Raw genomic sequence first — 11,843 nt, 5'->3', positions numbered from 1 at the left:
GCACATGACTGCACCAGAGAAGATTCCCAACGCGGGGAAGAAGGCGAAGGACCTCAATGAGGTCATTCGCTACACCCTGTGGTCCGTCTTCAAGCTGAAGGACGTTCTTCCCGAGGACCGGACCGGCTACGCCGACGAGGTCCAGGAGCTCTTCGACCAGCTGGGCGCCAAGGACATCACCGTCCGCGGCACCTACGACGTCTCCGGCCTGCGCGCCGACGCCGACGTCATGATCTGGTGGCACGCCGAGACGGCGGACGAGCTGCAGACCGCCTACAACCTGTTCCGCCGCACCCGACTGGGCCGCGCGCTGGAGCCGGTGTGGTCGAACATGGCCCTGCACCGCCCGGCCGAGTTCAACAAGTCGCACATCCCGGCCTTCCTGGCCGACGAGGTCGCGCGCGACTACGTCAGCGTGTACCCCTTCGTGCGCAGTTACGACTGGTACCTGCTGCCCGACGAGGACCGCCGTCGTATGCTCGCCGACCACGGCAAGATGGCGCGCGGCTACCCCGACGTGCGCGCCAACACCGTCGCCTCCTTCTCCCTGGGCGACTACGAGTGGATGCTGGCCTTCGAGGCGGACGAGCTGTACCGCATCGTCGACCTGATGCGTCACCTGCGTGCCTCCGAGGCCCGTATGCACGTCCGTGAAGAAGTGCCCTTCTACACCGGGCGCCGCAAGTCCGTCGCCGACCTGGTGGCCGGACTCGCCTGAGACCTCCCCTGGGGGGAAGGACCGGAGGACGACCACACCGTCAGGTGAGTTCCTCCGGTGGATCGGGAGGCTGGTCCGAAAGACGGCCCCTGCCCCCGAAACGACGCAGCCGGAGATCCCGCCCGGAAGTTCAGACGACTGGCGGCAGCAGCGCCCTGCGGGCGCCCGCTGCCCGGTCGTCCAGCGACACCGGTGCGGGCTCCGGATGCGGCGCGCACGTGACGCGCCACCCCGGGGTGGCGCCCGTCAGCAGATACCGCTCCACGTGACGGTCCACGCAGTCATTGCGTCCGCCGACCACTCCGTGGGAGCCGGCTCCCGCCTCCGTCACCAGCGAAGCCCCGGCGCCGAGCCGCCGCTGGAGTTCGAGCGCGCCCGGGTACGGGGTCGCCCCGTCCCGCTCCGCCGCCACCACCAGGGTCGCCGGCAGCCGCTGCGGCCCGTCCCCGACCGCCACCGGCCGCTGCCGCTCGCGCACCGGCCAGGAGGCGCACGGCAGGTTCAGGAAGGCGTTGGCCCAGGTCTCGAAGGGGGCCCTGCGGGCCAGTTCGGTGTGGTCACGGTCCCAGGTCTCCCAGTCCGCGGGCCACGGGGCGTCGTTGCACAGCACCGCCGTGTACACCGCCGTCGCGTTCTCGGCCTCGGCCGCCGCCGCGGGGTCGGCTGCGGGGCCGGCCTGGGCGGTCAGCGGGGCCGGATCGCCGCGCAGGTGGGCCGCGAGGGCCGCCGCCCGTTCGGGCCACACGTCGTCGTAGTACGCGGCCTGGAGGTAGGCGGCCCGGAGCTCGCCGGTCCCCACGACCCCGCCCGCCGGCGTACGGGCCACCGCGTCCCGGACCCGTTCGTAGCTCGCCTGCACGGCCGCGGGCGTGGCGCCGAGGCCGTACGTGTCGTGGTGGCGGGCCGCCCAGGCGCGGAAGTCGTACCAGCGGCGCTCGAAGCCGGCCGACTGGTCGAGGTTGTTGCGGTACCAGATGCGGCGCGGGTCGGGATCGACCGCCGAGTCGAGGACCATCCGGCGGACCCGGCCCGGGTACAGGGTGGCGTAGACGGCCCCGAGGTAGGTGCCGTACGAGGCGCCCATGAAGCTCAGCTTCCGCTCGCCGAGTGCGGCCCGCAGCACGTCCAGATCGCGGGCGTTGTCGAGCGTCGTGTAGTACGGCAGGGCCGCGCCGGCCCGCCGCGAGCAGCCGCGGGCGTACGCCCGGGCGGCCGCGAGGCGCTGCCTCTTGTACGCGGGGGAGGGCTCGGCCGGTACCTGGGTGGGGCCCGCGGCCCGGGTGGCGGGGTCCTGGCAGGACAGCGGGGCGGAGCGGCCGACGCCGCGCGGGGCGTAGCCGACGAGGTCGTAGGCGGCGGCGATGGACTCCCAGCCCGGCAGGTCGGCGACGAGCGGGAAGTGCATGCCGGAGGCCCCCGGGCCGCCCGGATTGTGGATCAGCGCGCCCTGGCGGGCGGCGCCCCGGGCACCGGTGGCGGTGGTCCGGCTGACGGTGAGGGAGATCTGCGGGCCGTCCGGGCGGGCGTAGTCGAGCGGTACGCGCAGGGTGGCGCACCGGACCGGGCCGGAGAGGCCCTCGACGTCGGGGCAGCGGCCGAAGTCGAGGCCGCCGCCCCGGGCCGCGGCGCGGCGGGCGACGAGGGCGGCGCCGGCCGCCTCGGCCGCCTCGGCCGCCGTCCCGCCGGGGGAGCCGGGCGGGGTGCCCTCCAGGGCGTGGGCGGGCAGGTGGGCCGGGGCGCACAGGAGGAGGGCGAGCGCCGCCACGGGGGCCGTGCGACCTGCGAGTCCCGTCCGCATGGCGGCTCCTTCCTCTCATCCGATGAACCGATGAGAGGCCCGGGCGCTGCCGTTGTAAAGGATCACCGGCGGGTGTCGGCGCCGATGCTCCCGTTGCCGCGGATTCCGCCCCCGGTTGCCGTACCAGCCAATCGTGTCCGCCAGCCGCGCCCGGTGGCCGTGCCTCCGGCCGTCAGGAGCTGCTGCTGCCGCAGCTGGAGCTCGAGGAGCTGCCGCAGCTCGACGAACTGCCGCAGCTCGAGCTGCTGCTCGAACAGCTGGAGCCGCCGCCGGACGAGCCGCAGCCGCCGCCCGAGGAGCCGCAGCCCGTACTGCCGCCGCAGCCCGAGCCACTGCCGCAGCTCGACCCGCCACCGCTGCCGCCGTCGCTCCCGGCGCACCAGACGATCGGCAGCACCTCGGCCCCGGACCAGTGCGCGGAGCCGCCCGTGCCGTGGGAGCCCGTGCGCGACTGCGCCGCGGCCAGCCGGGTCCCGCGGGCGGCGGGCACCAACTGCTGGCGCAGGTACGGGTCCCGCAGACCGCGCAGCCCGAACAGCGCGGTCTGCACGTGCGGGGCCCGGTCGTTCAGGTGGGCGGAGCGGACCGCGCGCAGCGCACGCGCCCCGGCCCCGGTGACGCGGCTCTTGGCCCCGGCCGCACAGACCAGGCCCACGACGATGCCGCCCACCAGGGCGAAGATCACCTTCACGATGAACGGCACCGCCGAGCCGGAGTCGACGGCGAGCGCGACGAAGGTCAGCACCATCGACACCGGGAACAGCAGTGCGCACACCAGGGCCTGGATCAGACCCCAGCGGCGGAAGCGCCGCAGTCCGGACCCGGGCGGGGTGATCAGCCCGCGGGCGGCCAGCGCGTCCCCGATCTCCTGGACGGCCGGGTCGCACATGGCGGTGTAGCGCACCTGGTAGAGCCATCCCGAGGGCGCCCCCCGGTGGGCCTGGAGGACGGCCCGCTCGGCGGGGTCGGCGGCCCGCGCCCCGGGGCGTACCTGGACGATGCCCGGACCGCCGGCCACCAGCCGGCCGTCCCCGAGCATGGAGACGAGCGCGACGTCCACGACGGTGCCGGGGCCGCCCACCACGAAGGCGGCCTCGGACAGGTCGTGCAGGGCGGGGGCGGGTCCGGCGGGCGCGGAGCGCGCTCGGCGGAGCCCGGTGATCAGCAGGGCGGAGGAGACGAGGACGGCGATCCAGATCGCCACGGCGAGGAGGTTCATGCCGCTCTCCCCGCGAGCGCCCGGGCCCAGCGCACGATCCGGCGCGGCGGCCTGGCCCCGGTGCGGTCCCGCCACCAGGCGGTGAGCCGGCGCCGGGCGACGGGGTCGGCCGGCAGGTCCCGGATCAGCAGGTCCTCGGCGAAGTCCAGCGCGTCCCGGCGGTACCCGGCCGTCATCGGGCGGCCCTTGGCGTAGGAGAGGAAGGCCTCGCGGTACGGGTCCGGGCCGCCCAGGATCTCCGGCAGCTCGGGAGCCAGCCGGGCCACCACGTCGGCCCGCTTGGCGGCCAGCGCCCGGGCCTGCACCCGGATCCGCCGGCGGTCGAAGCCCTCGGGCACGGGGGTCCCGGCCACCAGCGCCGACAGCAGCGCGGCCTGCCCGAGCGCCACCCGGGTCCGGGCCGACTCCTCGACCGGAAGCGGCTCGTCGGCGGCATCCCGCTCTGCGGCGGGATCCGGCTCCGCGTCCGGGCGCGGCTCGGCGGCCGCCGGGCCGGACCCGGCGACGGCCGGCCGGCCGGGGGCGGGCGGCCCCGCCGTCACCACCGCGCGGATCGCGGCCAGTTCGCCCGCGAGCTCCGCCTCCGCGGGGAAGTCGTCGTCGCGCTCCAGCAGGACGCCCGGCGGGTCCACCCGGGAGCGCAGCGCGGCCAGCAGGTCGAGGACGACCGGCGGGACCGGGTGCGCGTGGGTGTCGTGCCAGACGCCGTCCCGTTCGATCCCGCCCGCCACGTGCACGTACGCGAGCGCCTCCAGCGGGATCGCGTCCAGCACGGCGGCCGGGTCCTCGCCCCGGTTGACCCGGTTGGTGTGCAGGTTGGCCACGTCGATCAGCAGCCGGACACCGGTCCGCTCGACCAGTTCCGTGAGGAACTGCGCTTCCGTCAGCTCCTCGCCCGGCCAGGAGAACAGCGCGGCGATGTTCTCCAGGGCCAGCGGCACGGGCAGGGAGTCCTGCGCGATCCGCACGTTCTCGCACAGCACGTCCAGCGCGTCGCGGGTGCGCGGCACCGGCAGCAGGTGCCCGGCCTCCAGCACCGGCGAGGAGGTCCGTACGAAGGCGATGTGCTCGGTGACGAGCGGCGCCCCCAGCGCCACCGCCCGTTCGCCGAGCGCCGCGAGCTTCGCCGGCTCGGGGCGGTCCGCCCCGCCGAGGCCGAGCGAGACCCCGTGCGGCACCACGCGCGTGCCCCGCTCGCGCAGCCGCAGCAGGGACTCGGGCAGGTGGCCCGGGCATACGTTCTCGGCCACCACCTCGACCCAGTCCAGGCCGGGAAGCCGTTCGACGGCGTCCGCGATCTCCGGCCGCCAGCCGATGCCCACCCCCAGGTGTGCCATGGGTTTCATGTCCCCTCGCCCCCTCTCGTCGCACCGTGTGCCGGTGTCATGGCCCCGACGGAGTCGCGCCAACCGCAGAGGGGGACGTTCAGAGGAACATTTGAGGTTCCCGCCGACCGGGGCCCCGTCGGAGCCGGCCCGTCAGAGCCGGTCCGTCACAGCCGGGCCCGCAGTGCCGGATGGTCGGCGACCACCGTCGCGCTGCCCGGCGCGATCTCGGTGAACCCGGCGTCCCGGACCACCGGCAGTCCGCTCCCGCCCAGCTCCGCCCACCGCTCGCGCGGGGCCGTCCGTACCGCCAGCCGGAAACCGGACTCCTGCCAGGCGGCCCGCTCCGCCCCCGTCAGCTCCCACCACGCCAGCTGGGCCGCGTGCCCGGCCTGGGCCATGGCCTTGCCGGCCGACATGTCGAGGCCCGGGTTGAGCCACAGCACCGGCAGGCCCGGTTCCGTGACGGCGGCGACGGGCTCCGGGTCGTCCAGATCGGTGCCCGACACCTGGAGCTTGGCCAGTTCCTTGGGCCAGCCGTCGAGGGGCACCGGCGGGAAGACCCGTACCTGCGCGCCGTCCCCGTCGACCGTGACGCCCGGCAGGGTCTCCGCCTTGCGCCACTCCGCCCCGCGGGCGCGCCGGACCACCTTGCGGATCCGTGCGTCCTGCCAGTCGCGGACCGCCCCGGCCCACTCGCCGTCGCCCTGCGCCCGCTCGTCGGTGAGCAGGACCAGCACCGCGCGGGCCGCCGTCTCCAGGGCGTCGGTACGGGCGGGCGGCTCGGCCTTCTCGATCCGCACCACCAGCGGCAGCACGAACTGCGGGGCCTCGTCGCGCCGTACGTGTTCCTGCCGGAAGGGGCTGTCCTCCCCGACCGCGGGGACGTCGGAGATGTCGTTGGTGTGCTGGCTGCTCATCCCGCCAAGGATGCCAGCCTCCACCTTCAGGATGATGCCCCGGGTGGGCGGCCCGGGTGAGGATCGCAGCCATGAAGAGTGACCTTTTCGCGTCCGAGAACCTGGCCCGGACGGCCGTCGCCCCCGGCATGAGCCTGCAGAACGCCAAGTCGGTGAAGTACAACGTCTACGGTGAAATGCTGGCCCGCCAGGGCTCGATGGTCGCCTTCCGCGGCAACCTCCAGTTCGAGCGCAAGGGACAGGGCATAGGCGGAATGCTCAAGCGCGCCGTGACGGGCGAGGGCCTCGCGCTCATGTCCGTACGCGGGCAGGGCGAGGCCTGGTTCGCGCACCAGGCCGGCAACTGCTTCATCATCGACTTCGAGCCGGGTGACGCCCTCACCATCAACGGCCGCAACGTGCTCTGCTTCGACCCCACGCTGTCCTACGAGATCAAGATGGTGAAGGGCGCCGGCATGACCGGAGGCGGTCTCTTCAACAGCCTCTTCACCGGCACCGGCAAGCTCGCCGTCGTCTGCGACGGCCACCCGATCATCATCCCGGTCACCCCTCAGGCGCCGGTCCACGTGGACACGGACGCGGTGGTCGGCTGGAGCGCCCAGCTGGAGACCGGCCTGCACCGCTCCCAGTCGGTCGGCTCGATGATCCGCGGCGGCTCCGGCGAGGCGGTCCAGCTGAAGCTGAGCGGCGAGGGCTTCGTCATCGTCCGCCCGAGCGAGGTCACCGAGACGGCGGCCGGGCACTGAACCTGACCGGTGTGGGCCGCCGCTACGGACGGCGCCGGCCCTGGGTGCTGCGCGGCATCACGCTGGAGCTCCCGCGGGGCGCCCTCGTACGGATCGAGGGCGGCAACGGCGGCGGCAAGTCCACCCTGCTGCGGCTCCTCGCCGGGATCGACGCCCCGACCGAGGGACGCATCACGGGCCGCCCGCCCCGCACCGGCTACGTACCCGAACGCTTCCCGGCGGCGCTCCCGCTCACGGCCGCCTCCTACCTGACCCACCTGGGCCGGGTGCACGGACTGCCGCGCGCCGAGGCGGCCCGCCGGGCGGCCGACCGGCTGGAGCGGTTCGGCGCCGCCGCGTACGCCCGCACCCCGATGGCCGAACTGTCCAAGGGGAGCAGCCAGAAGGTGGCCGTCGCCCAGGCCCTGCTCGCCGAACCGGGGCTGCTCGTCCTCGACGAGGCGTGGACCGGCCTGGACGCTCCCGCCCGGGCCGAGCTGGACCGCGCCGTCGCCGAGCGCACCGCGGCCGGAGGCACCGTCGTGTTCGTCGACCACGATCCGCGACGGCTCGCGGGCGTGGCCGACGCCCACCACCGGGTCGAGGGCGGGACCCTCGTCCCCGGGACCGGGGCGCAGGGACCCCGCGTGCGGATCCACGCCGTCGGAGCGCCCGGCAGCCCGCTGCCCCCGTATGCGGGCCCGGGCGCAGTGCCCGCCCCGGGCGGGGGAGTACTGCTCACCGTCGACGGCGAACGCTCCGACGCGGTCCTGCGCGAACTGCTCACGGCCCGGCCGCCCTGGCACATCCGCACCGTGGAGGAACTCCCGTGACCGCCCTGCTCCGTTACCAGGGCGCCCTGCTCCTGCGCTCCCAGCGATGGCTCGCGCCCCTGATCACGTACGCCGCCTTCGTGGCCGCCGGGATCCGCCCGGGCGACCCGGCGCTGGACTCCCTCGGGTTCGCGGCCGCCGGCCTGGTCCCGGTGACCGCCTGGCTGGTCCGGATCTGCGTGACCGGCGAACCCGACGCGGCCCGCGACTGCACGGCCGCGGCGGCCGGTCCCGTACGGGTCCACACGGCGGCCCTCCTCACCGCCCTGGCCGGGGCACTGCTCGCCGGAGCCGCGGCGGCCGCCGCGGCCCTGCTCATCGGCGACCGGGCCGGGGCCGGCACGGGCGGGGCCGCCCTCGCCGGAGCCCTCGCGGTGGCGGCCTGCGCCCTGACCGGCGCGGCCGTGGGTGCCCTGTGCAGCCGGCCGCTGGTCCGGCGCCGGGGCTACGGCGTCCTGGCCGGGACCCTCGGCTCCCTGGCGGCCTGGCTGCTCGCACCTTCCCCGGCCCACGGCGCGGTGTCCGCGCTGGTCTCGGCCGCGCACTCGGGGACGGCGCCGCTGCCGCTCCTGCCCCTGGCCGGTGCGCTGCTGCTGGCCGCCGGGGCGGGGACGGCGGCCGCCCTGGCCGCCGCGCGCTAGCTACTGGCCGACGTGGGCGGGGGAGGAGGCGCCCGGGACGAGGAGACGGGGTGGGCCCGTGCCGTCCGCCGGGACCGACCAGATGTCGCTCGCGCGGCCGTCCTGTCCGGGCAGGGCGTAGGCGAGGGTCGAGTCGTCGAGCCAGGCGGCCTGGTCGTCGACGCCGTGGGGTTCGGCCAGCGGCTGCTCGCGCATCGTCGCCAGGTCCAGGACGTACAGCCGCCAGGGTGCCCGGGGGTCGTCGGAGACCTTCTTCTTGAAGGCGACGCGGGCGCCGTCCGGGGACAGCGAGGGGCATTCGGCGTTCTCCCGCAGCGCCTTCGCCGACCAGGCGCGCAGGTCGCCCTCGACGAGGTGGGTGGCGCCCCGAGTGGAGACGGTGGCGTAGAAGCGGTTGTCGTCGGCGGCGAAGCTCACGCCCCAGTAGTTGACGTCGGAGTCGTGGTGGCGGGCCCCGGCGAGGGTCAGCGGGATCTGCTCGATCGACTTGATCAGGTAGCCGGTGCGCAGGTCCAGGATCGCCGTCCGGGTGGAGAACGCGGCGGTGTTGTAGGAGTCGCCGGTCGTGAAGGTGGTCCAGGACAGGATCCGGCCCGAGGCCGAGACGCGGGCCCGGTTCGGGATCCCGGGAACGGTCACCCTGCGGACCTCCCGCAGCCCCCGGTCGAGTACGAGCGCCTCGGTACGGGCCGGGACCCCGGGCAGCTTGCGCAGGCACAGGGCGTGGTCCCCGGCGGTGTGGAAGCGGTCGCAGGACGGGCCGCCGGTCACGCGGGGCGGGCCCGCGTCGGGTTGGCGCGCGACCCGCCCGCCGGCCGCGTCCCGGAAGTAGAGGCCCGGTTCCTCGATGCGGAAGGAGGCGTCGGCCCGCTGCCCGGGCGGCTGTTCGCGGTGCCGGGCGTGGAGTACGTAGCCCAGCGAGCCGCCCGCCAGCAGCAGGGCCGCGGTGAGGGTGAGGGCGAGGCGGAGCCGACGGGACAGCGCGTTCACGGGGCCTCCGGTGCGGTCGGGGATGGGGCGGGCGCGTCGGCGGGCATGAGGCGCGAGGCGGCCGCGAGCGCCCCGGCCAGCGCGAGGGCCGCGGCCCAGAGGGCGGGCCGCGCGCCCCAGAGGGTCCAGGCCGCCCCGAATCCGGCGGCGCCCAGCAGCCGGGCCAACGCCTGGCCGGTCTGCAGCACGGCGAACCCGCCCGCCCGGCCGGCCGCGGGCAGCGCTGGCGCGGCGAGCGCCATCAGGACCCCGTCGGTGGCGGCGTAGAAGACGCCCAGCAGGGCGAGCACCCCCACGACGGTCGGTGGGGAGACGGGGGCGAGCAGCAGCAGGTACGCGCCGAGCAGGGCGGCGTGCCCGGTCAGGAAGGCCGTCCGGCGGCCGGTGCGGTCGGCGATCCTGCCCGCGGGGACGGCGAGCAGGAGGTAGACGGCGGCGGGCCCCAGCGGAAGCAGCGTGAACAGGGCGGGCGGCAGGTCGAGTCCGCGCAGGAGCAGCAGGTAGAGGAAGGAGTCGCCGATGGTGGTGGCGCCGAGCACGGCCGAGGCGTACAGCACGCGGCGGAAGGCCGGATCGCGCAGGGCCGAGGGCCGCGGTGGGGCGGCCCGGGGCGCGATGGGCGTGGGGGGTGCGGTGGCCGGACCGGGCGCGGCCGGGACGTACACCACGAGCAGGAGCACGCCGAGCAGGCCGGTGCAGAAACTGACGGCGAACACCGCGTCATAGGCGTCGGCGGTGGCCCACAGCACGGCGAACGCGGCGAGCGGCCCGAGCAGGGCCCCCGTGGTGTCCATGGCGCGGTGCACGCCGAAGGACCGGCCGAGGGTCTCCGTGGGCCCGCTGAGCGAGATCAGGGCGTCGCGCGGTGCGGTACGGATGCCCTTGCCGAGCCGGTCGGCGGCGAGCGCCGCGGCGATCGCGCCGGTGGCGCCCCCGGCGAGGAGCAGTCCGAGCCGGGAGAGCGCGGAGAGCAGGTACCCGGCGCCGGCGACCCGCTTGTGGTGGCCGCGGCGGTCGGCGAGCCGGCCCCCGAGCAGCCGTACGAGTGCGGTCGCCCCGTTGAACATGCCGTCCAGGAAGCCGAACTGGAGGGGGGTCAGGCCCAGGCCGAGGACGAGGTAGAGCGGCAGTACCGCCGTGACCATCTCGGAGGAGACGTCGGTGACGAGGCTGACCGCGCCGAGCGCGAGGACGGTGGCGGGGACGCGCCGCCGGGCCCCTGGGGTGCGGGGCGGCGCGTCCGGGCGGCCGTTGGCGGCCAGGTACATCAGTGGCAGCTGTACTTCGGGCTGGTGTCCTTGACCTGGCCGTCGGTGGCGACGTAGGTCCACCCGTAACCGGAGTCGGTGAAGTCCAGTTTCACCACGCCGTACGGTCCGCTGATCCGCTTCTGGCTGTGGGGCTGGACCTCCTCGATCGGGTAGGGCTCGGCGCCGCCCATCCCGCCGACGATCTCCACGATCCCGTCGGCGGTCGCCCGGCCCTCCGGGTCCTGCGGGGCGAACCGCTCGTAGTGGTGGTCGTGCCCGTTCAGGACCAGGTCGGCCCCGGCCGCGTACAGGATCTTCCACACCGGCTTGGAGACCGGGTCGTTGCCGTGCCCGCCGGACGAGTAGAGCGGGTGGTGCCAGTAGGCCGCGACGCACGGCTTGGTGTTGGCGGCGAGGTCGGCCTTCAGCCAGTCGATCTGGGCGGCCCGGTCGAAGGAGTTGGAGTCGAGGGCGACGAAGTGCCAGTTGCCCTCGTCGAAGCTGTAGTAGCTCTTGCCCTGCGGGTAGGCGATGCTCCCGAAGTACGACTTGTACCCGGCGAGGGAGCCGGCCGGGTCGTACGTCTCGTGGTTGCCGGGGACCGGGCGCGTCTTGGCCTTGAAGGCGCCCCAGCTCTTGTCGTAGTAGGCGCGGTAGTCGGACAGCCGGGCGTCGTCGTACTGGTTGTCGCCCATGGTCAGGTAGAACTTCGGGTCGATCCGCCGGGCGAGCGCGGCCGTTGCGGGGTGCGCGCAGCCGCTGTCGGACGCCGTGCACTGCGCGGCGATGTCACCGGCGGCGACGACCGTGAAGGAGCCGCCGGGCGGCGGCCCGCCGTCGACGGCGCCGTACACCTCGGCCTCGAAGAGCGAGTAGCCGTACGAGGTTCCGCGCGCGGTGCCCTGGAGGCGCAGGTAGCGGCCTTTGCCGGACAGGCCGGTCCAGTCGTCGACGCCGCCGTTGCCGGCGGTCTCGGCGGCGAGCGCGGTCCAGGCGGTGCCGTCGGCGGACACCTCGACGCGGTACGCCCGGGCGTAGGCCGCCTCCCAGGTGAGGCGCACCCGAGAGACGGTGGCGAGGGAGCCGAGGTCGACCCGGATCCACTGCGGGTCCTTGCCCTCGGCGCTGGCCCAGCGGGTGGCGGGGTCGCCGTCGAAGGCGTTCTTCGCGGAGAGCGAGGAGCTCTCGGTGGAGGACGCGGTGGCCGGCTTCCCGCGCGATATGAGGGGATCGGTGGCGGCCCCGGCCCGTTCGGGCCAGGCCATGAGCAGCGCGCCGACGAGCGCGAGCGCGGCGACGCCGGTGAGGAGGAGGGTGCGGAGTCCGCCGCGTAACAGCGGAGGACGATCGGAGGCGTTCAGGCGCATACCTGGAACTCCCTGCCTTGAGGGCGGTGAGAGCTGGACGCTGGCGCGGAGCGCCGC

General features: G+C 75.2%; 11 protein-coding genes. 4 read left to right on the top strand and 7 right to left on the bottom strand.

Annotation, left to right across the window (positions count from 1 at the left end; genetic code table 11):
• The first annotated feature begins 4 nt into the window (after nt 1–4).
• Entirely contained in the window at nt 5–718 is a 714-nt protein-coding gene (gene hemQ / locus B6R96_RS08585) for a hydrogen peroxide-dependent heme synthase (RefSeq protein ID WP_030386076.1), read from the top strand.
• Between the two features lie 130 nt (nt 719–848).
• On the opposite strand, the gene B6R96_RS08580 is transcribed toward hemQ, so the two are convergent.
• From B6R96_RS08580 to B6R96_RS08565, 4 genes are all read right to left on the bottom strand, one after another.
• Nucleotides 849–2,516: an alpha/beta hydrolase gene (locus tag B6R96_RS08580; protein WP_081522156.1), complete on the bottom strand. Its 1,668-nt coding sequence runs from the start codon at nt 2,514–2,516 to the stop codon at nt 849–851.
• Nucleotides 2,517–2,688: 172 nt separating this feature from the next.
• Nucleotides 2,689–3,735, bottom strand: a complete 1,047-nt coding sequence (locus B6R96_RS08575) for a TIGR04222 domain-containing membrane protein (protein ID WP_107475685.1) — start codon at nt 3,733–3,735, stop codon at nt 2,689–2,691.
• Complete coding sequence (locus tag B6R96_RS08570) at nt 3,732–5,081, bottom strand: DUF692 domain-containing protein (RefSeq protein ID WP_081522154.1); 1,350 nt, start codon at nt 5,079–5,081, stop codon at nt 3,732–3,734. The genes B6R96_RS08575 and B6R96_RS08570 overlap by 4 nt, the downstream gene beginning before the upstream one ends.
• A gap of 146 nt (nt 5,082–5,227) precedes the next feature.
• Nucleotides 5,228–5,980, bottom strand: a complete 753-nt coding sequence (locus B6R96_RS08565) for an aminoacyl-tRNA hydrolase (RefSeq protein WP_079406441.1) — start codon at nt 5,978–5,980, stop codon at nt 5,228–5,230.
• A 71-nt stretch (nt 5,981–6,051) separates the two neighbouring features.
• Between B6R96_RS08565 and B6R96_RS08560 the strand changes: the two genes are divergently transcribed.
• The 3 genes from B6R96_RS08560 to B6R96_RS08550 are packed head-to-tail and all read left to right on the top strand — an operon-like array spanning nt 6,052 to nt 8,179.
• The gene (locus tag B6R96_RS08560) at nt 6,052–6,726 is read left to right on the top strand and encodes an AIM24 family protein (RefSeq protein ID WP_081522153.1); all 675 of its coding nucleotides are present in this window, start codon (nt 6,052–6,054) and stop codon (nt 6,724–6,726) included.
• Entirely contained in the window at nt 6,723–7,538 is an 816-nt protein-coding gene (locus B6R96_RS08555; protein ID WP_053703493.1) for an ATP-binding cassette domain-containing protein, read from the top strand. Before B6R96_RS08560 ends, B6R96_RS08555 begins: the two co-directional genes overlap by 4 nt.
• Nucleotides 7,535–8,179 carry an ABC transporter gene (locus tag B6R96_RS08550; protein ID WP_081522152.1) on the top strand — a complete coding sequence of 215 codons (645 nt, stop codon included), beginning with the start codon at nt 7,535–7,537 and terminating at the stop codon, nt 8,177–8,179. Before B6R96_RS08555 ends, B6R96_RS08550 begins: the two co-directional genes overlap by 4 nt.
• Here the strand turns inward: B6R96_RS08550 and B6R96_RS08545 are convergent, their stop codons facing one another.
• From B6R96_RS08545 to B6R96_RS08535, 3 genes are read right to left on the bottom strand one after another with little or no spacing between them, the layout of a single operon-like run.
• Nucleotides 8,180–9,169: a TolB family protein gene (locus B6R96_RS08545; RefSeq protein ID WP_203351606.1), complete on the bottom strand. Its 990-nt coding sequence runs from the start codon at nt 9,167–9,169 to the stop codon at nt 8,180–8,182. It lies immediately after the preceding gene.
• Nucleotides 9,166–10,437 (bottom strand): MFS transporter, encoded by a 1,272-nt coding sequence (locus tag B6R96_RS08540; protein ID WP_081522151.1) that lies wholly within the window; start codon nt 10,435–10,437, stop codon nt 9,166–9,168. The genes B6R96_RS08545 and B6R96_RS08540 overlap by 4 nt, the downstream gene beginning before the upstream one ends.
• Nucleotides 10,437–11,786: a discoidin domain-containing protein gene (locus B6R96_RS08535; RefSeq protein WP_081522150.1), complete on the bottom strand. Its 1,350-nt coding sequence runs from the start codon at nt 11,784–11,786 to the stop codon at nt 10,437–10,439. Before B6R96_RS08535 ends, B6R96_RS08540 begins: the two co-directional genes overlap by 1 nt.
• Nucleotides 11,787–11,843 lie beyond the last annotated feature (57 nt).

This window comes from Streptomyces sp. Sge12, assembly GCF_002080455.1.
Lineage (GTDB): Bacteria > Actinomycetota > Actinomycetes > Streptomycetales > Streptomycetaceae > Streptomyces.
Note: the sequence above shows the minus strand (reverse complement) of the source record. Positions and strands in the feature narration are given on the sequence as shown.